Origin of the sequence: Campylobacter troglodytis, assembly GCF_006864425.1 — a bacterium.
GTDB lineage: Bacteria > Campylobacterota > Campylobacteria > Campylobacterales > Campylobacteraceae > Campylobacter_D > Campylobacter_D troglodytis.
In genome coordinates this window covers 1-20,823 of record NZ_QHLI01000036.1, presented here as the reverse complement: position 1 = coordinate 20,823, position 20,823 = coordinate 1, and the positions used below count along the sequence as shown (strand labels likewise).

Here is a 20,823-nt window from a genome sequence, read left to right as displayed (position 1 = left end):
TAGCGAAGTAACTTCATTTTATAAATAAGCTAGGCTTTGCCACAAAATTTTTATTTGCCAAAGAAGTTTTTTTTACGCAAAAAACTTCGTTTCGCAATGCCTTTTAAATTCAAATGACAAAATATTTTTTCATTTTTCATATTTTTTATAAAAAATTTAAATTCTAACATACTAATCCTTTGCATCAGCTAAAACTAAGGCAAAAAGCACCTCACTTTGATGATTTTCTAAGAGTTTTTTTGCCTCAAGCAAACTTGATCCTGTGGTGATTAGATCATCAACTAAAATCACAGGAAATTTAGGCTTTTTAAAGAGCTTGTAGGCTCTTTTGTTTTTTTGACGGTAATCTAGGCTTTTGCCTGAGTATTTTACATTTGAGCTTGAATGCAAGACTCTATATAAGGGCTTGATGAAGCTTGTTTTTAAATGCCTTGCTAGAAGGGCTGAGTGCGAGTAAAGTCCTCTTTCTACCTTATCATCAAGGGGTACTGCATTGATGGGGCTTTGAGGGTTAAAAAAATCCTTAAATTTAGCAAAGGAAAGCCTTGCAAGGGCGTTTAGGGCAAAATAGCCGTAAAATTTATGTTTGGAGTGTAAAAAATGCTTGATTTCGTTATATTTATAAAAGGAATACACCTTAAAATCACCCTCTAAGTTTCTAATACCCAAAGAAAACTCTCCAAGCTCATCTACGCACTCCTCGCATAGATCAAGCAAGGCAAAAGAGCCACAGTTAAAGCATCTCAAAGCGATGAAATGACACTTGCGGTCTTGTTTGCCATTTGCTTAATAAGCAAGAAGGTATAAAAGGAAATTTCTTTTAGATCCCTAAATCCCATAACATCTTGCTTGGTGCGGACTATGAATTCTTTGTTTATATTAATGTCTTTTAGGCTAAGCTTTGCTGAGACATTTGAATGAAGCCCAACTGGATCAAGCCTTGAAGAAAAATCAAGAAAATGAAGATCTAGCCTTAAAACATAGGGAGAATTATTAATCTCTTCTATCACAACTATGCCTCTTGCTTTTAATTCTTGCTTTAAGAAGATATAAAAGGCTACATTAAATTGCTCATTGATAAAATATTTTTTGTCGTTTGCATAAAAGATCTTTTTTTCCTCTTCAAGATCATAAATTCTATGCAAATATACCTTTTTCAAGGCTACACCGCTATCGATTGTCCTTTTATCCGCACAACATTTAAGCCCTATATCGCTTAGATATAAAAGCCCTCTAATCCTAGCCTCAAAGGCTTGATCGCTTTCGCAACTAAAGCAAGGCTGCTGGTTTGAAAGATCACTAACCTTTTGCATAGTGTTTTTTGTAGAACAAGCACATAAAAAAAAGGCTGCAAGAAAGATAAAAATTTTTTTAATCATAACTTATCCTTGATTTAAGATTTGAAAATTTATGTCCTATCAGATGAATTTTGATAAGCCTTTGTGAATTTGTATTATAGCTAAATTAAGTTTCTTTTAAATAAAAGATGAATTTTTTTGTGCTTTGAAGTTAGCCAAAATTAAAAAGAGTTTTTAAAAAAAATTTTGATTACATCGGCTAATTTTGTGTTTGATTTTAAAGAAGGGGGTGGGGTAGATAATTAAAGCTTAATTAAAAATGGCTTATTATGCTTTAATAGAATGTTATCTTATCAACTTTGATAAATTTTGATAAATACTTTGTTATAAATTTGTAGTATTATGTCTAAAATTTGTCCTTCATTTATAGAAAATAACATTAAGACAAAAAATTTAGGACAAAATTCTCATCAAAATTTATTAAAATTGATAAGATAAAAGATTAGGCTAAAGACAACTTAAGCGGATTATTTCTTATCATTTTTAGCAAGATTTTATACAAATCTTGACCTTGAATTTTTGTCTTAATTCAGTTTCTTTTAGATGAGGCATAAAATTTTCCTTCCTTTAAATTCAGCTAAGCTATGTTTAGTAAAACCTCAGAAATTCACAATTGCATTTATGTGATTCTTAGCTAAGCTAAACTCATTTTCCCTGTGTTTTACTCTAATGCTCTTTAGCACCTTCTTACAAAGGGACGAGCCTAGCGTTGTAAAAAATCTACAAGTTAATCATAAGCTTTCCAAGTATCACTATAAATTATGCTAGATTCTAATTCTGCAAAGCTAGGTAAGGCAAAAGCTCACTAGCAGAATAATTTTTTATTACTTGGGTATAAACGCTAGCCTAGCGTTTAAGCATACCTTCTTACAAAGTTGCAAGACGAGTAACACGAAGCAAAAACACAGGTGTTTTCTTGCTAACTCCTCTGCCTTCCTCTGCCTCTTTTTGCACCTTTTGCTAGCAGTTGCAAGCCTAGCGTTGTAAAAAATAACTCTCATCAATTTCTATTTCACCTTGCATTTTAGAGATTTTTTCACATTCTTTTGCTATTAATACTCTAATATTTTTGATTATTTTATTGATACTTTGGCAAGAATTGTTGCTTAATTTTGCAATTTTTATGGCTTTAATATCAAGGCTTCCCCAAAAGTTGCAATTGTAAGGATGCAAAAAATACTTCAAAATCTCTTTAAATTTAGCCTCTGAAATTCTAAAACGATTTATATACTTGTTTTTCACCTTTTAAATCATAACTTGAAGCTACTTTTTAGAGCTTAAGTTGTCTTGAGCCTAAATTTTATTAAAGTATCTTGAGTCAAATTGATAAGCCACAATTTTGTTAAATTTAATTGAGTCAATAATATTTTAAACTACATTTCATAGTGCCTAAGGGGTGGTTTAGCCTAAATTTATAATGAAGATGCTATTTGGCTATTTTAGCCTTGAATTTAAATGAGCTTAGCTAGAAAATTTAGGGTTTTTCATTGAGGATGATGATTATATTTTGAGGTAAAACTATCTTTCTTAAAGCCTCATTTGTGATATTAAGTTGCTTTTGGCTGTAAATGTATAAGGTATTATTTTCACAAACAAAGTCAATTTTTTCATTCCCACAGTAATCTTGGGCTATGAGTTTAGCTAGTGCGAGTATGAAATTTAACCAAATGATAATATCCTCAGCTGGCAATAAGTCCTTGTAAGGCTCTAAAAGTCCATTTGGCTTTCTGCCATCAAGCTTGATTAAAAGTGCTACTAGGATCTTTTCTTGGTGGGAAAAATTGTAATTTAGGGCATTTAATATAAAATAAGCACTGTGATCCCTTGCATAGTAAAAGTCCAAGTAAGAGCCTATATCGCAAAGCTTAGCAGCGTTTATGAGATTAGTCTTAAAGCCCTCATTTAAGCCGTGTAAGGATGATAGGGCTTCAAAAATTTCAGATGCATAAAGTGGAATTTTACTTCTTGTCTTTCCTAAAAATCTATCCTGCAAGGATTTTATGCTTGGATTAAATTTGGGTGGAAATTTCTTGCTGATAGGCAGTATATCATTAAGATAAACCCCCTCTCTTATGCCAACCCCACTTGTGATGATCTCCTTGCTTTGAAGCTTTTTGGCTACATTAAGAAAGATTAAGGCTCCTTCTTTAATGGTGTCAAATCTTTCTTTTTTGATATGAAAATCCCCCAAAAGCTCATAAGGTGCTTCTATAAGCTCTTTTATGTAGTTTTCTTCATCTTTAAGCTTGTAGTTAAATTCGTGTAAAATTTGCAAGGGGTAAGAGTTTTTTTCTATGATGGCATTAGATATGGCTCTTAAACTACCTCCTATGGCTATTAGTTTGTCATTGTTAAAATGAGGTGGAATTTGGCTTATAACATCTTCTAAAAAAAATTGAAGCTCTTTTTCCTTGCCCTGATCGTAAAAAAGCTCTTTTAAACGAACTGTGCCTAAATCTAAGGATATGCAATCTTCTATCCTTCCTTCTTTAATCAAGCAAAGCTCACTTGATCCTCCTCCTATGTCTAGGGTGGTGGCGTTTTTTATATTGCTTAATAAATTCAAAGCAGCAAGTCCTCCTAGGTAGGATTCTGTCTTGCCGTCTATGCAGCGAATGTTTAAGCCCAATTTGTCTTTGATATTTTTTATGAAGATCTTGCGGTTTGGGGCATCTCTTAGGGCTGAGGTGCCTACTATTAGAATTTTTTTACATCTTTGTTTGAGTGAGACCTCTTTGAAATAAGCTAGGGTATCCTCAGCCCTTTGCATAGCCTCTTCTTGCAGAACCTTGCCGTTATTGTAGGCGTTTTCTCCTATGCGAACCTTTCTTTTATGCTCACAAAGTATGTGAAAGGCGTATCTTGAGGTTTTTTCAAAGATTACCAAACGAACCGAGTTTGATCCTAAATCAACAATAGCTGTTCTTTTTGCCATCTTTAATGCTTATTTGGAAAACAAAAGCGATAACCTCTTCTGCGGACTGTTTCTATGGTGGAGATATTTAGGGGCTTGTCCATTTTTTGACGAATTTGATTGATGGCTACCTCAATGACATTTGGAGTTACAAGCTCTGGCTCCTCCCAGATAGCATCTAAGAGCTGTTCTTTTGAGACTATTTGATCAGAATGCCTAGCCAAATGCGTTAACACCTCAAAGGGCTTACCTTTAAGCTCTATTTCTTGTCCCTTGTATATAATCTTTTCCTCATCAGGTTCTATTATAAGATCGCCTATTTTAATTATATTGCTGTCGTCTATTCTAAGTCTTGCTTCTATCCTAGCTAGGAGTATGTCAAAGTCTATTTGTTTGTTAATATAATCATCAGCACCAGATTTCAATGCCTTTATTTCACTTTGTTTATCACTTTTGGAGGAAAGAACTAAAACCACTGTCCTTGTTGATTTTTGTTTAACTATGCCTATAAGCTCTGCTGCATCTCCATCTGCTAGACTCCAGCTTAAAAGAACCAAGTCATAATGCCTAATGCCTACAAAATACTCTCCATCCTTGAAATTTTCAGAAGAATCTGTTTGATAACCACATTGATTGAGTTGATTAACTAGGCTTTTGTTGTTAGAGCCATCCTCTTCAATAACTAAAATTCTCATTTAATTTCCTTGAAAATAAAATACTCAAAATAATACCATTTTTTAAGTAAATATTTAGCTTTCTTAATAAATTTTTATAAAAGTTTTAAAATTTCACGCTTTGATTAAGCTCCCACATAGGCAAAAATATGCCAAGGGCTAAAAAAAGCACCAAAATAGCCACCAAAAGCGTCATTAAAGGCTCTAAAAGCCCAAGCATTTTTTCCCTCAAAGCCTCTTCTTTATCCTCGTAAAAGAGGGCTATTTTTTCAGCCATCAAATCAAGCCTCCCGCTTTTCATAGCCACTCCAAGCATACCAAGCACGAGGCTTTCAAAGAGTTTAGCCTTTTTAAATGCCTCATTTAAGGCTAGTCCTTGCTCTAAAAACTCGGCTATTTTAAGGCATTTTGCTTGCAAGTAAAGATTAGAAAAGGCATTTTTGCTTAAATTCAAAGCCTTTGAAAGACTTATGCCGCTTTTAATGAGCATAGAAAAGATGAGAAAAAAGCTAGCACTTTGATGATAAAAGATAAGCCGACCTAAAACAGGCAGCCTTAAAACAAAGGCATTTACAGTGTAGGCAAAGGCGTGCGAGCCTTTATAAAGCAAAGTGGTGCTTATGAAAACGAGGGCGAGTAGGGCGAGGATTAGGGGATAAAATTTGCTTAAAAAGCTGCTTAAATCAAGCATTATCACAGTAACTAATGGCAAGGCTATGTTAAATTCAGTAAAAATGCTCTCAAACTGCGGCACCACAAAGAGCATAAGCGCGCAAAAAGCGATAATTAGCGTTGCAAAGACAAAAAGCGGATAGCTTAAAGCCTTTTTTAGTTTCTTTAAATTTGCCAAATCTTGCTCTCTTAAAAGGGCTAGTCTTGCAAAAACAAAGCTTAAATCCCCCGTGTTCTCGCTCATTTTTATAAGGGCTATCTCGCTTTCATTAAAGGCAAAGGGGCTATTTTCAAAGGCTTGACTGAGGCTTTGTCCGCTTTTTAGCGAGGCTATTAGAGCTTGCAAGAAATTTTTCATCGCTTTTTCTTCGTTGTTTTGCAAAAGCTCGTTTAGGGCTTGTTGCAAACTAAGTCCTGTCCCTAAAAGCAAGGATAATTCCTTGAAAAAGAGGGCTAAATTCAGCACCTTAAGTCTTTTTTTCCACACAAAATGCTTGTTTTCAAGCTCTTGTATGTTTAAAATCTTTGCACCCCTTGCCTTTGCTAGCTTTGCTGCGTTAAATTTATTCTCAGCCTTGATTATAAAGCTTTTTTGAGGGGTGAAAATCTCGTATTTTTTCATAATTTTGCCTTTTTAAAATAAGTAAGCTTGAATTTAGGGCTTTTTGTGAATTTTTTGTGGTGTAAAACCTTTATGGATGCGTGGCAAAGAAATGTGTTTCAAAGAAAAATCTGCTAACTTCTTTCTCATCTAAGCACCCTCAAAAGCTCATCAATGCTAGTAATGCCCTCTTTTGCCTTTTGCAAACCAAGCTCAAACATAGTTTTAAAGCCTTTTTTTCTTATATAACTTAGAATTTCACTAGGCTTGGCATTTGTGCGTATTAGCTCAGCTACCATCTCATCGACAAATAAAAACTCACTCACCACCTCACGTCCTACAAAACCACTCATTTGACAAAACTTACAGCCCAAAGCCTCGTAAAATTCACCCTTAAATTCAGTATAAGACTTTGTGCTTTTTACCTTGCAATGCGTGCAAAGCTTACGCACAAGCCTTTGAGCTATGATTACACTTAAAGCAGAGGCGATTAAATAGGACTTTGCCTTCATATCTAGCATCCTAGCCACAGCAGAAAGTGCGTCATTTGTGTGTAGGGTAGAAAAGACCAAATGCCCTGTGAGAGAGGATTTAAGGGCTATGTCAAGGCTTTCCTCATCGCGAATTTCGCCGATTACTATGACATCAGGATCTTGGCGAAGTATGGTGCGTAGGGCGTTGTTAAAGTCAAGTCCCGCCTTTTCGTTGAGTAAAATTTGCTGCACTAGGGGTAGGCGGTATTCTATGGGATCCTCTGCTGTTATGATTTTTTTTTGCGTGCTTTTAATCTCATTTAAGGCTGCATAAAGCGTGGTGCTTTTGCCACTTCCTGTGGGACCTGTAAGCAAAATAAGCCCGTAAGGTGCGTGAATTTTCTTTTGAAAAAGGCTTAAATCCTTGCTATCAAGGTTAAGGCTATTTAGGCTTAAAAACTCTTCTTTATGCTCTAAAATCCTTAAAACCACGCTTTCTCCGTAAAGCAAGGGCAGGGTTGAAAGCCTAAAATCATAGCTTTTTTCATTTACTTTTAGGCTAAAACTGCCATCTTGAGCCCTTCTTTGCTCGGCTACATTAAGGTGTGCTAGTAATTTTATGTAAAAAATGAGGGCTTGATAAATGATGTTTTCAAGCTCTAAAAATACGCTCAAAACCCCATCAATGCGAAATCTCACAAGGGCATTTTGCATATTTGGTTCTATGTGAATGTCGCTTGTTCTTTTGTCAATGCCCTCTTTTATAATTAAATCAAAGAGCCTTGAAACGGCTGTTTTATCGGTGCTTGTAGAGTTTTCAAGCTCAAATTTTAAATCCTTCATTAAAAGATTGAATTTTTCTTTTAATTCAAGCTCGCTCAAAAGCCCTAGAATTTGAGCCTTATTAGCATTTATGCCCCTTACAAATTTATGCTTGAAAAAATTTTGCACCCTTTCAAGTAAGCTCTCATCAAAGCCCTCCCCAAAGGCTATATAAACACTTTCCTCATCCTCATCAAAGGGCAAGGCACAGTGGCTTTTAAGCCATTTTAGGGGAACTTGTTTGTAGGCTTTTGAATTTAGCTTGATCTCTTGCACCGTCTTCCTTGAAAAATTTAAGCAATTCTAAAAAAGAAAGACTTAAAATTAAATTAAATTTATCTTTTTACATTATAATTAAAGCTTTACTATCAAATTAAGGACGCTTATGATAAAACAGTTATCTTTCATACTTGGTTTCATTCTTGCAGCTCTTATTTTATTTATATCTTGTACCCACGAAAATGTGATATATCAATTAGTTTTTGCTATTTTAGCTGGCCTTTGTGTGTATCTTGGAGCTTATAGAAAATTAGACCTAGATGATGCAAATTTTTATATCTTTGTGATCTTGGCTGTGGTGCTTTCTTTTGCTTTGGAGGATTTATTTTTAAGAACTGAGCCAAATTTTAATTTGCTTATCTATTTAGGATCTTATCTTTTAGGATCCATTCCCTTTGGGCTTGTCTTGGCGAAAATCTTTGCAAATGTCGATATAAAGGCAAGTGGCAGCAAGAGCATAGGTGCGACAAATGTCTTGAGAGTGGTAAAGGAAGGTGATCCAAAACTGGCTAAAAAACTAGCCATTGCTACATTGCTTTGTGATTTTTCAAAGGCAGCCTTGCCCATTTTGGTGCTAAAATTCACAGATTATGATGATAATATGCTATGGAGTGTTGGGTTTTTTGTGGTTTTGGGGCACTGTTTTAGTGCTTATTTGCGTTTAGATGGTGGCAAGGGGGTTGCTAGCGGTGCTGGCGTGATGGCTGTGCTTTTAATCTTTGAGCTTATAATAGGGCTTGTGGCTTGGTTTGTGGTGGCTAAGCTTTTTAAAATATCCTCTCTTGCCTCCTTAGTAGCGCTTGTATCCTTTCTCATAGCCTCCTTTATTTTGCATTATGAGATGAGCATAAACACTCACGCTCCCATTTTATTTATCTGCTTTATCATAGTTTATAAGCATCTTCCAAACATAAAAAGGCTTATTTTTAAAGAAGAATGCAAAGTTGTATAAAAATAAGGCTGAAATTTAGCTGCATAATTGGCATTTTGCCCTTTGAGCGAGAAAAAAAGCAAAAAATCGTGCTTAAACTCACCGCAAAAAGCGAGGAATTTTTAGACTATGCCACACTTTGTGCTTGGCTTGAAAGTGCTTATAAAAAGCAAAAATTCAAGCTTTTAGAAGAGTCCTTAGAATTCATAGCAAGAGAGCTTAAAAAAATGCACCCAAAATTGCGTTTTTTAAAAATCACCGTCTCTAAGCCTAAAATCATAAAAAATGCCAAAGTTAGTGCCTTTTTGAAAATAAATTTTTAAGATGCTTTACAAAGCAAAATTAAATTCAAGGCAAGGGGCAAATAGAGAGAAAAAAGGGCAAAATTATTGCATATAAGAACATAGCTTGTGATGCTTTGAATTTATCTAAGATAATTTTCAAAGCATTGAAAATTAGACGAATACTAAGAAGATGATTTATTTTTGAATTTAGCCAAATTTAAGTTAGAGAGCTTTTGAAGTATTTTTCACCTTGCTTGTTGCTTTAAAAGAAGCAAGAAAGAGATCTTGTAGAAACAAATAGAATAAATTTGAGCTTATAAAGTAAAAATTCGAGCCTACAAGGCAAGGGGTGCAAATTACACTGTGAATTTTTGCTTCGTGCCATAAATTTACATTTGCGTAGTGCTTTTGCGAACTTTTTTAGTTAAAATTCATAGCACAAAGAAAATTTTTCCCTTCATTTGAAAATATATGCCTTAGATAAATGTTAAATTTAGGGTAGAATTTTTATCGAATTTTATTTGACTTTTTTTCAAAAAATATTGTTTAGATAAAATGCCGTATTTGTCATTTTAAGCCTATGTTAAGAATTTATGAATTTATAGAAAAATGCCTTGAATTGATGGCTTCTTCGCCCATAGGATTAGAATGACAAATCAATATTTTTTGACAAAGAAACTTTTTTAAATTCTAAAACAACCCCCCCTAACACATCTTCTAGCCTTAAATTTAGAAGAAAAATGCTGTGTAATTTAGTCTGAAACAAATTTAAATTTAGCTTTCTGGCTTGAATTTATTTATAAAATAGGCATAAATCTTAGCTTGTTTATGCAAGGCTAAGATTTTAAAGGCTTTAGGGCAAGGGATAGATCTATGTGGCAGTAGCCCTTTGGATTGTTTTGAAGGTATTTTTGATGATATGTTTCTGCTGGGGTGAAATTTAGCAAGGGCAAGATCTCAGTAGCTATGGGCAAGGAGCTTTTTAGAGCTAGTTTGGGTGCTATGTTTGTGGCTATAAATTCACGCACAAGTTTTAGTAGATTTTGATCCTTTGAGTATATGCCACTTCTATACTGTGATCCTATATCGTTTCCTTGTTTATTAATGCTTGTAGGATCTATGATGCTAAAAAAGCGAGATAGCAAAGAATTTAAAGGCAAGATCTCCTCATTAAAATCCACCCTACAAGCCTCCACAGCATCACTTAAACCACTACAAACTAGCTCATAATTTAAATTATCAAGGCTTTCAGACTTAGCATTTGCGTAGCCTACCTCTGTGTGATTTACACCTTTAAGTAGATCAAAATACGCTTGTACTCCCCAAAAGCACCCACCTGCTAGATATATTTGCATATTTTTTCCTTTTTTAATTTAAGTCTTAGCCTAGCGTTTTGCCACCTTGTTTCTTTTGGCTTTTTCTTCTTTTCTAAGCTGAGTAATGCTCTTGCCACCAAGCCCATAATCATCTGTGTGAATTTCATCTATGATCACAACAGTACTAGCCTTGTTTTTACCCAAAATATCAACCAAGAGCCTTGTAACTCCTTCGATCAAAAGCAGCTTTTGTTCTTTTGTAGGAGAGCCTTTTTCTTTTGTGATTCTTATGTTTACAAAGGGCATTGTTATCCTTTTTTTAGATTTTTTAAAAGAGTTAAAAATTTAATGTGAATTTATCATTTTTCTTAGCTAGCAAAGCAACTCACAAAGCAAAAGTTTTTTAAATAAACTTTTAGCTAAGCATTATACTGCACATCCTTTTTTATACTTCTTGCAAGTAAGCAACTTGACACTATACTTTATTAAACCTTGCCCTTGAATTTTTTATCATCTTATATCGACAGTGCCTATTTTTTGGGCTTGACAAACTTAGTTACTAAATCAAGCTATTTTAAAATTTAAAGCCTTAAATTCAAGGCAAATTTGCATTTAAATTTAAGCTCGATCAAGCCTTTAAGCTAAAATCTTACATATAATTTAATAAGCTTAGCTGAGAAAGGGTTGTAGAAGCTTTAAGCGAGGCTTGATAAGTAATTTGGTTTTGAATCATTTCTATCATAATCTGCCCTATATCAGCACCCATTACCTCAGCCCTTATGCTTTCTACATTTACCTTCAAGGTGGTTACTCTTTTTTTGATATTTTCCACAGCCTTTTGATCAGCACCTATCATAGTCCTTTGCTTTCTTAAATGCTCACCTAAGTGATCAAGTCTTTCAAGGGCTCCTTGCATACCCGGGTTTCTTGGGTTTTCTCCTGTTGAATCAGCCCTTGTGTAGCCTCTTTGAACAGCCTCTATCATTAAATTTAGATCATTAATCAAATCCACATTTGGCTCATCAATAATCAAGGCATTGTTTGCTTGAAAGGAGAGGGAGGCGCCGGCCTGTATATTTGCTGTTGTTGTATGAGGAGGGGCTGGAAAGGTGCCGCTGTTGGCATCGTGCATAGCTACTCTTATGTTTGTGCCAGTTGAGAGCCTATCTGTGATGCTTATGCGACCTCTGTAATCCATATCAACATTCACAGTTACCCTTGAAGTAGTGATTAAATTTTGATAGTTTTGATAATCTCCTGCTGCGATCTGATTTCCTACTTGGACATTTATGCTAGCGGTTGGGATATTATCAGAGGCAAAAAGCCCTATGACATCGTTTAACTGTCTATAGCTTATATCATTTGTAGGGGTTAAAACGCCTGAGTTTTGAGTAACAGGGCTTGTGTGCATTATAGGAAATTCAATGGTTTGCCCAGCATTTGCAGGATCCTCAAAGCTTACAATGGAGGTTGCTAAATTTATGCTGACATTGTAGGTGTTTCCTCCCTTTGAATTTACTACTAAATTCAAATTACCATCTAAGTTGCCCCTAGCTACCTCGCTTAGCCTTGTAGTATCGGTAGCATAGGCATTTGTTGCTCTAACGACTTGAGAGATATTGCCGATAAGTTTATTGTCTTTTGTGTCAAAAAAGGTGTTATCATAATCTGCTGCATCGGCTGTATTATTTTCTGAATCTGTCATTCTTGAAAAGATAAAATCCGTTTTATGCACATTCATAGTAAAATCCTCTGCACCTATGGTTATTTGAATGTTTTGGTTAGGATTTGTTATGTTGTTATTATCAAAGGCTTGTTCTAGTAATTCATTTGTTATATCAGTAGAATTTAGATTATTAACAGTTATTTGCTCAAAAGCTCTAATCATTTCAGTTCTTGTTTGAAACTGTGGGGTGTAGGCAACAGCGTGAAAATCAAGCACATTGTTTCCCTGTCTTAAATCAGTAATTTGAATTTGTCCGCTTTTGTTTATGCTAACCTCCACAGCCTTTGTAGTAGTGGTGTTTCCATATATATTGCCTATCTTATCAAGCATACCCTGGATGGTATCTTGTGGCTCAACCAAAACAGCACTCTTAAAGCTTGTTCCATCAGGCCTTGTGCCTTGCACATAAAGGGCTGAGGGGAAAAAATTCAAGGGCTGTAACTCAAAATCCTGATCCACATCAAGCCCACCGTTGGTATTATCAGCTACATAATTAAGCCCTATTAAATACCTAAAATTATCATCTACATCCAAATATCTTGTTTTATCATAGTTATTGATAAGATCATAGCGGTTATCCGTAAGGCTTACATTTGTAGTGATCTGCTTTTTAAAATCGCTATCTGCGCTAAAAAAAAGATCATATCCTGAGACATTATAAGGGCTTTTAATCCCATCTCCTGTTACTATATTTAAACGAGCACTGTCTCCATAATAATTGCCACTATAATCAAAGGGCTTGGTATTTGTAAGAGAGCCTGAGAATAAAAACTGTCCGTTTATGCTGGTATTTGCAAGTTCTATGATCTCCTCTTTCATTCTTGTAAGTTCTTTTGCTATTACATCTCGAGAGGTTTGAGTTTGTGTAGCATTGACACCTTGGGTTACCTTTTGTTTGAAGAGTGTGATTAAATTTACTATATCATCCATAGCTTTGTCTGTATTTTTCATCAACTCATTTGTTAAAGTAGCTGCGTCTTCGATCTGAGCTAGGGTGGCGTATTCATATTTTAATCTAGCATCGCTTATGTAAGTACTTGCATCTTCAAAGGAATTTTCTATCTTTTGTCCTGAGGAGGTTTGAGCGTTAACCCTATAAAGAGCCTCCATACTTGCCTGGCTTACCTTTATGCTATTGTAGGCATTAAGCTTGTTAGTTACTCTCATCTTTATCCTTTTAAAAAACTCTAAATTTATATAAGCAAAAATAGTTCCATAAAACATTTAAGCTTGGCAATGCTTAAAAGCTTGCTTTGTCAAAAAATATTTTTGAAAGGTTTTTTGAAGCCGTGAATTTTAACACACGGTTTTGCCCCTTTGTATAAAAACTCGTATTTTTAACTTGGCTTTGCTTTATAAATAAATTTAACTTTATTAAAGAAGGCTTGTTTTTTAAACAAACTTCGTTTGTCATAAAAGCTAGGCTTTTACGAAGAAACTGGGCTTTGCCATCAAAGCTGTGCTTTGTCAGAGAAACTTTGTTTTCCAAATAAACTGTGCTTTGCCGAAGAAGCTACATTTTCTAAATAAGCTAGGCTTTACCGTAGAAACTTAGTTTTTTTGCAAAAGCTAGGCTTTTAAAAGCTTTGCAGCACTTTGAGAAATTTTAATGCCTTTTAACAAAGGAGCTTTTTGCAAGATAAAATCTTGTAATATTGGCTAAATAAAAACTCCATTCGCTTTAAAAACTTTGAAATAAGCTATGTTTTAAGCTATTTTGCCACTGTGAATTTTACAAATTCAACGCCTTTTTGAAAAAAGCCTCATTTTAATATCGGCAAAAATATGCTTTTTTATAAGGTAATTTTGCAAAAATAAGCTATAATATTCATTTGTAAATATGCCCAAGTGGTGGAACTGGTAGACGCGCTAGACTCAAAATCTAGTAAGGGCAACCTTGTGTCGGTTCGAGTCCGACCTTGGGCACCATAGAACATTACAAAGAAGGTAGGCTTATGCTACTTACCACACTTTATATCATAGGCATTTCTTCTGAGGGGATGACAGGAGCCATTGCAGCAGGAAGGCACAAGATGGATTTGTTTGGGGTGATTTTTATAGCCTTGGTTACTGCCATTGGAGGAGGCTCCATTAGAGATGTTTTGCTTGGACATTATCCCTTAACCTGGGTAGAACACCCTGAATATGTGCTATTAATCTGTGCTTGTGCGCTTTTTGCTACTAAAATTCCAAATGCCATACTAAGACTTGAAAGTATATTTTTAATCCTTGATGCCATAGGCTTGGTTGTTTTTAGCATACTTGGGGCAATGCTTGCCATAGAAATGCAGCTAGGCTTTATCATAGCTGTGAGTGCTGCTGTTTTTACAGGGGTTTTTGGTGGAATTTTTCGCGATATTTTATGTGCAAGGATACCTCTTGTTTTTCAAAAAGAGATTTATGCAGGAGTTGCCATTATTGCTGGGGCTCTTTATTATGTTTTGATTGAATTTTTTGATTGCAGTGAGCTTCTTAGTACTATTATCACTTTGAGTGCTGGGGTATTTTTTAGGCTTTGGGCTCTTCGTAAAAAATGGAGCTTACCTGTTTTTAGCATAGATGAGGAAAAAAAGGAGGGCTAAATGATCTATGTATTACTAGCTATTACCTTGGTTGGCTTAATCTTTATAGTCTCAGGCGAGGAGCAGCAACCAAAAGGCGTGGTGAGGATCAAAAAGAAATACCACGGAAACGACATGATCAAAGAAGAAATTCCTTATAATTTAGACAATCAAGTGCATGGAATTTATAGGTATTGGCACGATAATGGGAATATTCAACTTAAGGCCATCTTTAAAAACGGCTATCTAAACGGACTTTGTCAAAAATACGACAAAAGAGGAAGGTTGATAAAAAAGATCACCTATAAAGATGGAGTAAAGATTAAAGAAAAGACCATTGATAGATAGTTTTTTTAAGTTGTTTTTTAGAACTGTTTTGATTTTATGATGTGAATTTGTGCCTTTAACAAATAAACTTCGCTTTCTCAATAAGCCATACTTTTAAATTTTTAAAATAAAGTGGATTTAATTGTAAGATTAAGCCTTGCAAAAAGTTATCTTTTTTTAAACAAAGCTTTGTTTTTCAAAGAGCTAGGCTTTATAGCAAAATACTTTATATATAAAAGAAGTTAGGCTTTTAGCTGCTCGCACTAAAACATAGACAAATTTTAACATTTTTCATAAAAGAGCTAAATTTCAATAAAACCTTGGCTAAATTCAGCTTAAAGAATTTTTTTCTTTGTCAAAATTTAAGAGCTTTTAACAAAGATTTTAGCTTATAATTTTATTCTTAAATCTTTACACTTTTTTGCCAAAAACATCGATTTTATCACATTAATCCTTTTAAAAATAGCACTTGCAACTTGGTAACAAGCTTTTGTTTTAAATAAACTTCGTTTCAAAAGAAGCTAGGCTTTAAAATGCTTAGTCCACATTGAGATAGAAAAATTTAGCATTTTTACAGCCTTTAAATCTAAAAATAAGGCGATTGATACTTTTAGCTAAAATGACCTAGGATGTTTCCTAAGCCATTTCAACAAAATTTTATACAAAATTTTCATTCTTAAGCTTGATCTTAGATCGAAATTCACTCTCCTTCAAATGAAGGTAGAAAAATTCCCTTGCCGTGAAACTGACCTAAGCTAGCCTTTGTAAGGTCCTCAGAAATTCACAATTTCGTTTATGTGATTTCGCGAGTATGCAAACTCGTTTTTGTTATGTTTTACCATATAATGAGCCTTTGCTCCGCAAAGGGACGAGTGTGTAGCAAGAAGTAAAAACATAGACTTTTTCAGCCCCACGCTTACCACGCACTCTGCGAGTCCCTTCTTCTAGCAGTTACGAGTGTAACGAAGTAAAAAATAACTCTCACCATCTTCAATCTCACCACTCATTTTGATGATTTTTCACACTCTTTAAGGGTTGAAAGCTTGTTGCACTATTCTATTAACACAAGGGCGAGAAAGCTTGCAAAGAGGGCGATTTTGCTTACGCAAAGATCAGCACAAAAACACTCCAAAATTTGTCTAAATTTCTGCTTTTAAATGTAGGGCAAAAATATATACTAACACCGATTTTACCAAGCTTTCAGTTCTAATTCAGCTAAAAGTATCAATCGCCTATTTTCACATTAATCCTTTTAAAATAGCATTTGCAACTTGGTAACAAGCTTTTGTTTTAAATAAACTTCGTTTCAAAAGAAGCTAGGCTTTAAAATGCTTAGTCCACATTGAGATAGAAAAATTCAGTATTTTTATAGCCTTTAAATTTAAAAACGAAACTTTTTTTAATGCATTTTTTGTAGCTAGTAAGTGAAAAATCTATGCTTTAAATTTAGCAAAATCTTTTTAAATGAAGCCTTAATTTAATCAAAATGGACATTGTGAATTTAGCTAGGAGCGTGTTTTATTCTCAAATAATCTTTCTTGGAAGTAGGGGGGAGAGTTTTACTAGGATCTCATATTCTATGGTGTTAAAAAAGGATGCCCACTGTCTTGCATCCTCAAAGACGCAAAGCTCCTCTCCAAAATCCTCACTAGCAAAGCTATCCATAGACATTCTACCAAGCAAGGATGAGCCGTTTGCAAGTTTTAGCTCACCCTTGCCATTGTAGCGAAAAAGCCCATCTGCATAGCCTAGATCATAAGTTGCAATCTTCATATCTTTTGTAGCCTTAAAAACCCCACCATATCCAAGGCTTTGCCCTGCTTTGAGGGTGCGAGAGCTTAATCTATGAGCATATAATGTTAAAACCTTTTTTAAATTCTTGTTAAAATCACTGTAACCATATTGACACAAACCAACCCTACAAAGCTCATCCAAAGGAAATTCCTTGCAGCGAAAAAGAGCAGCTGAGTTGTGAGAATGAAAGATAAGCTTGTTTGAGCTAAGTCTTAAAGCCAAAATTTTAGCCTCCTCAAAGGCTTCTTTTTGCATTAAAAAGCTATCATTTAATTCATCAGCACTGGCAAAATGCGTAAAAACACCCTCTATATAAAGCTTTAATCTTTTTGCTTCCTTAAAGATCTCTGGCAACTCTTTTATAAAAACTCCATTTCTATGCATACCTGTATCAATTTCTAAATGCACCCTTGTTTTTTCTCTTAATTTTGCAAGATCTGCTTTTGAATTTACAGTGTAGATGAAATTTAAATTTTCTTTTCCGTGAGCCTTGTGAGAAAGTATTAGAATTTGATCAAAAAATTCTTGCAAAAATAAGGCCTCGGCTTCATTTTTCACAGCAACAAAGCCTATGCCTAAATTCTTTGCTAAAGGAGCTATTAAGCTGGCCCCGTGCCCATAAGCATTGTCCTTTAATACACAAATGATCCTATCAAAACCCCCAGCTTTTAGGGCTATTTGAGTAAGATTGTGCTCATAGGCTTTTTGATTAAGGGTGATTAAGGACATTAACGCTCTACTAAGATCTTCATCTTACCTTCTTCATCAAGCTTGACATAGAGGGTTTTGTTGCCTCTAAATTGATGATTTGCTGTGTAATAATCCTGATAAAAGGTTACCCTAAACATCTTTTCTTTTTTCATATTTGGATAGGGGCTTATGTTGATATTTGAAAATTTAATGGTCTTTTTTTCATTCTTTGAAAAAACAGCCCTCTTCATAGCTGCAAATTCCTTGAAATTTTTCTTGTCAAATCTTTTGAAATTCTTCTCATCATAAAAGGCCAAATAAGCCCTTATATCGCTTACTCTCCATTTATCCTTCCACTCAAACAAAGAAGCAAGTATGGTGGCTATGTCATCGGCATTTGTCCTCACTACTTGCTCCTCTTCTGTCATAGCAAAAAGCTCTCTTTGATCCCTCACCACTCCAACAAATTGCTGCAAAATATCATTATACAAGGCTATACAGCCCCTTGTTTTTAGCTCATCAAGCCTTTCTCCATTAAGAGGGTAGCCGTGAATCCAAATGCCCCCTCCTGTTTTATTATGCACCCTATCGAATAAATTTGGATAATTTGTAGCAAAGGCAGCAACCCCATAGTAATCAGTAGGAGGATCAAATCTCTTTCCAAGATCATAAAAGCCAACAGGGGTTTTAAGATCTCCCTCAACCTCCTTATCTCCCATAAGCCCTGTAACTCCTACCTTTTGATCAAATTTTTCTGTAAGTTTGCCCTTATTATAAAAGAATACCTTAAAGGTTTTTTCTGTTTTATTTGTAACAACTATGGCAACATCAGAGGCATAATAACCCAAGGAAAGATCATTTCCCTCAAGTTCCTTAAGCCAAAAGCTCTTATTGGCAAGTTCTTTTTCAAGCTCTATGCCAACAGCCTCTAAGCCTTGATTTAGGTATATTGTGGCTAGGTTATTAGCAGCATTTAAACTACAAACCATACAAAATAGCAATAAAAAACGAAACATTTCACACTTCCATAATTTAAAATAAAGATAGATTATATAACAAAAATGTTAAGGATTAGCCTAAATATTTATGTTACTGTGCTAAAATAAGATTAATTTTCAAATATAAGGAAAGATTATGAAAAAAGTTCTTATCACCCTCTCCTTGCTTTTTGCCTCTTTGTTTGCTAAAAACATTGAAATAAGCGATATTTACATAAAACAAAGCCCTCCAAATGCCAAAAATACAGCCATTTTTTTAAAAATAAAAAATAATACAAAAAAAGATCTCTCCCTCATAGAAGCTAAAAGCGATCTAGCCTCAAAGGTAGAATTACACACTCATTTACACAAGGACGGCAAAATGGCTATGGTTAAGCTTGATAAGATCACAATCAAGGCAAATTCGCAAATTGAGCTAAGACCGGGTGCAGATCATATAATGCTTTTTGATCTAAAAGAAAGGGTTGATGAGAAGACTAGGGCAAATTTAAGCCTTGTTTTTGATAATGGTGAGCTTATAACTTTGAGCGATATTTCAAGCAAGAGCCTTGATCACAGCCACAAACACTGATGAAAAAAGCCTTTTTTTTAGTTTTTGTATCCCTTGTTTTTGCCATTCTTTTTTTTAGCCTTTCAAGACAGGAAGGAAAGAAAAGAGAGCTCATTAAGGATCTAAGTCCTTTGGCTTGTGATTTAAGTATTCAAGCTTGTGAGTATGAGTTTAATAAACAAAGGGTGAGGGTTGAGTTTAAAAACAAGCCCTTGTTAGAGCTTGTTGAAAACGAGCTTGTGATTGAAAATTTAGGCGAGTTTAATGAGCTTAATGCAAGAATTTACGGGCTTAATATGTATATGGGGGATTTGGTGCCAAGCTTTGAAAAGATAAATGAAAACTCCTACAAGGCAGACTTGCTGCTTGGAGCTTGTGTGCTTGATACTATGCGTTTTAGGGTTGAGTTTTTTGAGGGCAAGAGGCCTCTTGATTTTTATTTTGACTTTGATATGAGAAAGTAAGATTTAAGTCTAAATTAAGATCTTAGAGCTCTTCTTTGTGAATTTTAAAGCTATGACTTGATTTAACTAAGCTAGAAATAAAGCTTTTTTAAATTTAGTGCTTGTGAGATATTTTGTTTATCACAAAACCTGTAATATATTTTAAAGAAAGAAACTGTAATAAGTTTGCAAGTTTAATGGTTTTAAGCGGTATGATAACACAAGAAATCTATGTAAGCTTTGCTACTATCAAGGTGGCAAATTTTGTTAAAAACTATCTTTGAAAAAAGCTTAATGATTTTTAAGCTTTATTAAATTTAGGCTTGAATTTTAAAAAATCTTAGTTAAATTCAAGGTCTCTAAGCTAGGCCTTAAATGCTAGGCTTAAATTTATAGGCTTTGCTTGGAAAGATTTAAAAAATGAAGCTTTTTTAGCTTACATAAAGTTTTGCACTCTTTTTAAAAAGGTTTTAATTTATAGTATGAGTTTGTCAAATTGACGCTTTTTAAAAAGGTGGCGCAGTGGCTTACAAGATCTAGTCAAAGAAAAAACATTTATTTTAGATACGCACATTTAGTATGATAAGGTTTGACATTTTTTACAAAAAAGCCTTAAATAAATGAAACTTAGCAAATTTAAGGTTTTAAATTCACAAGCAGCTAAATTTTAAAGGATAAATGATGAAAAAAAGAGCTTTTGTTCTTGTTTTTATGCTTTTTATGATAAGTGCTTGTCATAAAAGCTATGATTTTAGCTTAAATTCAGAATTTGGCAGGGTTGGCTTGAAAGACTTTGCTGGGAAAAAGCTCATTGTGTATTTTGGTTACACCTTCTGTCCCGATGTATGTCCGGCTACGCTTTCCTTGCTATCAACCCAGCTTAAAAAGTTTAACAATGAAAAAGCCTATGTGCTTTTCATCTCACTTGATTTGCAAAGGGACAAGGATATAAGGGCTACGAATGAGTGGCTTAGATATTTTTATCCAAATGCCACCTCTTTAATAGCAGATGATGAAAACGAGCTTGCAAGGGTTGCAAAGACCTTTGGTGTGCTTTATGAAAAAATTCCTATGCCAAACTCAGCAATGAAATACACAGTAGCACACAGCAACGAGGCATTTTTGCTTGATGAAAGAGGGAGATTGGTTGCTAGGATCAGTGATTTTAGTCAAAAAAACTTACACAAAAGCCTTAAGGAGTTTTTAGGCTCAACTTAGTTAAATTGAAAGGGTTTTTTGTGTGGGTTTATTTGAATTTAGGCTCAAGACAACCTAAACTAAAACAAATGAGTTTTAAAATATGATTTATAAGATGAAAAACAAGTATATCAATCGTTTCAAAATTTCAGAGGCTAAATTTAGAGAAATTGTAAAGTATTTTTTTACTTCGCCTTGCGGCTTACAACTTTT

General features: G+C 34.4%; 19 protein-coding genes, 1 tRNA gene and 2 pseudogenes. 9 read left to right on the top strand and 13 right to left on the bottom strand.

The features are described 5' to 3' along the window. Nucleotides 1-171: 171 nt before the first annotated feature. From DMC01_RS08225 to DMC01_RS08195, 7 genes and pseudogenes are all read right to left on the bottom strand, one after another. Nucleotides 172-747: a ComF family protein gene (locus DMC01_RS08225; RefSeq protein ID WP_142693760.1), complete on the bottom strand. Its 576-nt coding sequence runs from the start codon at nt 745-747 to the stop codon at nt 172-174. Then, nucleotides 744-1,379: an outer membrane lipoprotein MapA gene (gene mapA, locus DMC01_RS08220; protein WP_142693759.1), complete on the bottom strand. Its 636-nt coding sequence runs from the start codon at nt 1,377-1,379 to the stop codon at nt 744-746. Before mapA ends, DMC01_RS08225 begins: the two co-directional genes overlap by 4 nt. Before the next feature lie 421 nt (nt 1,380-1,800). Beyond that, a pseudogene (locus DMC01_RS08215) lies at nt 1,801-2,600 on the bottom strand (transposase). Between the two features lie 232 nt (nt 2,601-2,832). Continuing rightward, nucleotides 2,833-4,293: a Ppx/GppA phosphatase family protein gene (locus DMC01_RS08210; protein ID WP_142693758.1), complete on the bottom strand. Its 1,461-nt coding sequence runs from the start codon at nt 4,291-4,293 to the stop codon at nt 2,833-2,835. Nucleotides 4,294-4,295: 2 nt separating this feature from the next. Next, nucleotides 4,296-4,967, bottom strand: a complete 672-nt coding sequence (hsrA, locus tag DMC01_RS08205; protein ID WP_142693757.1) for a homeostatic response regulator transcription factor HsrA — start codon at nt 4,965-4,967, stop codon at nt 4,296-4,298. 85 nt (nt 4,968-5,052) lie between these two features. Next, nucleotides 5,053-6,240, bottom strand: coding sequence for a type II secretion system F family protein (locus DMC01_RS08200; protein ID WP_142693756.1), 1,188 nt, complete (start codon nt 6,238-6,240; stop codon nt 5,053-5,055). Between the two features lie 125 nt (nt 6,241-6,365). Further along, a pseudogene (locus DMC01_RS08195) lies at nt 6,366-7,766 on the bottom strand (GspE/PulE family protein); the annotation flags it as partial. Nucleotides 7,767-8,106: 340 nt separating this feature from the next. Here DMC01_RS08195 and plsY point away from each other — a divergent pair. Both plsY and DMC01_RS08185 read left to right on the top strand, forming a co-directional pair. Further along, nucleotides 8,107-8,745 carry a glycerol-3-phosphate 1-O-acyltransferase PlsY gene (plsY, locus tag DMC01_RS08190; RefSeq protein WP_246059136.1) on the top strand — a complete coding sequence of 213 codons (639 nt, stop codon included), beginning with the start codon at nt 8,107-8,109 and terminating at the stop codon, nt 8,743-8,745. Next, nucleotides 8,730-9,047 (top strand): dihydroneopterin aldolase, encoded by a 318-nt coding sequence (locus DMC01_RS08185; protein WP_142693753.1) that lies wholly within the window; start codon nt 8,730-8,732, stop codon nt 9,045-9,047. Before plsY ends, DMC01_RS08185 begins: the two co-directional genes overlap by 16 nt. A 797-nt stretch (nt 9,048-9,844) precedes the next feature. On the opposite strand, the gene msrA is transcribed toward DMC01_RS08185, so the two are convergent. The 3 genes from msrA to flgL form a co-directional block, all read right to left on the bottom strand. After that, a complete protein-coding gene (gene msrA / locus DMC01_RS08180) occupies nt 9,845-10,363 on the bottom strand; it encodes a peptide-methionine (S)-S-oxide reductase MsrA (RefSeq protein WP_142693752.1) in 519 nt (172 codons plus the stop codon). Nucleotides 10,364-10,393: 30 nt separating this feature from the next. Beyond that, nucleotides 10,394-10,630, bottom strand: a complete 237-nt coding sequence (locus DMC01_RS08175; RefSeq protein ID WP_142693751.1) for a 2-hydroxymuconate tautomerase family protein — start codon at nt 10,628-10,630, stop codon at nt 10,394-10,396. Between the two features lie 343 nt (nt 10,631-10,973). After that, nucleotides 10,974-13,217 (bottom strand): flagellar hook-associated protein FlgL, encoded by a 2,244-nt coding sequence (gene flgL / locus DMC01_RS08170; RefSeq protein WP_142693750.1) that lies wholly within the window; start codon nt 13,215-13,217, stop codon nt 10,974-10,976. Nucleotides 13,218-13,892: 675 nt separating this feature from the next. On the opposite strand from flgL, the gene DMC01_RS08165 reads away from it, so the two are divergent. From DMC01_RS08165 to DMC01_RS08155, 3 genes are all read left to right on the top strand, one after another. Then, nucleotides 13,893-13,979 (top strand) — tRNA-Leu (locus DMC01_RS08165). 26 nt (nt 13,980-14,005) lie between these two features. Next, nucleotides 14,006-14,632, top strand: a complete 627-nt coding sequence (locus DMC01_RS08160; RefSeq protein WP_142693749.1) for a trimeric intracellular cation channel family protein — start codon at nt 14,006-14,008, stop codon at nt 14,630-14,632. After that, the gene (locus tag DMC01_RS08155) at nt 14,633-14,959 is read left to right on the top strand and encodes a toxin-antitoxin system YwqK family antitoxin (protein ID WP_142693767.1); all 327 of its coding nucleotides are present in this window, start codon (nt 14,633-14,635) and stop codon (nt 14,957-14,959) included. It begins immediately after the preceding gene. Between the two features lie 752 nt (nt 14,960-15,711). Here DMC01_RS08155 and DMC01_RS13515 read toward each other — a convergent pair. The 3 genes from DMC01_RS13515 to DMC01_RS08145 all read right to left on the bottom strand — a co-directional run bounded on the left by DMC01_RS13515 (nt 15,712) and on the right by DMC01_RS08145 (nt 18,438). Continuing rightward, on the bottom strand, nt 15,712-15,861 hold the full coding sequence (locus DMC01_RS13515) for a hypothetical protein (protein WP_185908824.1): 150 nt from the start codon (nt 15,859-15,861) through the stop codon (nt 15,712-15,714). A 601-nt stretch (nt 15,862-16,462) separates the two neighbouring features. Beyond that, entirely contained in the window at nt 16,463-17,461 is a 999-nt protein-coding gene (locus tag DMC01_RS08150; RefSeq protein WP_142693748.1) for an alanine racemase, read from the bottom strand. Continuing rightward, on the bottom strand, nt 17,461-18,438 hold the full coding sequence (locus DMC01_RS08145; protein WP_142693747.1) for a L,D-transpeptidase family protein: 978 nt from the start codon (nt 18,436-18,438) through the stop codon (nt 17,461-17,463). Before DMC01_RS08145 ends, DMC01_RS08150 begins: the two co-directional genes overlap by 1 nt. A gap of 118 nt (nt 18,439-18,556) precedes the next feature. Here DMC01_RS08145 and DMC01_RS08140 point away from each other — a divergent pair, with 118 nt between their 5' ends. The 4 genes from DMC01_RS08140 (at nt 18,557) to DMC01_RS08130 (ending at nt 20,631) form a co-directional block, all read left to right on the top strand. Next, nucleotides 18,557-18,991 carry a copper chaperone PCu(A)C gene (locus DMC01_RS08140; protein WP_142693746.1) on the top strand — a complete coding sequence of 145 codons (435 nt, stop codon included), beginning with the start codon at nt 18,557-18,559 and terminating at the stop codon, nt 18,989-18,991. Then, nucleotides 18,991-19,434 carry a hypothetical protein gene (locus DMC01_RS08135; RefSeq protein ID WP_142693745.1) on the top strand — a complete coding sequence of 148 codons (444 nt, stop codon included), beginning with the start codon at nt 18,991-18,993 and terminating at the stop codon, nt 19,432-19,434. The genes DMC01_RS08140 and DMC01_RS08135 overlap by 1 nt, the downstream gene beginning before the upstream one ends. A gap of 113 nt (nt 19,435-19,547) precedes the next feature. Then, nucleotides 19,548-19,697: a hypothetical protein gene (locus DMC01_RS13510; protein ID WP_185908823.1), complete on the top strand. Its 150-nt coding sequence runs from the start codon at nt 19,548-19,550 to the stop codon at nt 19,695-19,697. A gap of 397 nt (nt 19,698-20,094) precedes the next feature. Beyond that, nucleotides 20,095-20,631 (top strand): SCO family protein, encoded by a 537-nt coding sequence (locus tag DMC01_RS08130; RefSeq protein ID WP_246059134.1) that lies wholly within the window; start codon nt 20,095-20,097, stop codon nt 20,629-20,631. Nucleotides 20,632-20,823: the final 192 nt, after the last annotated feature.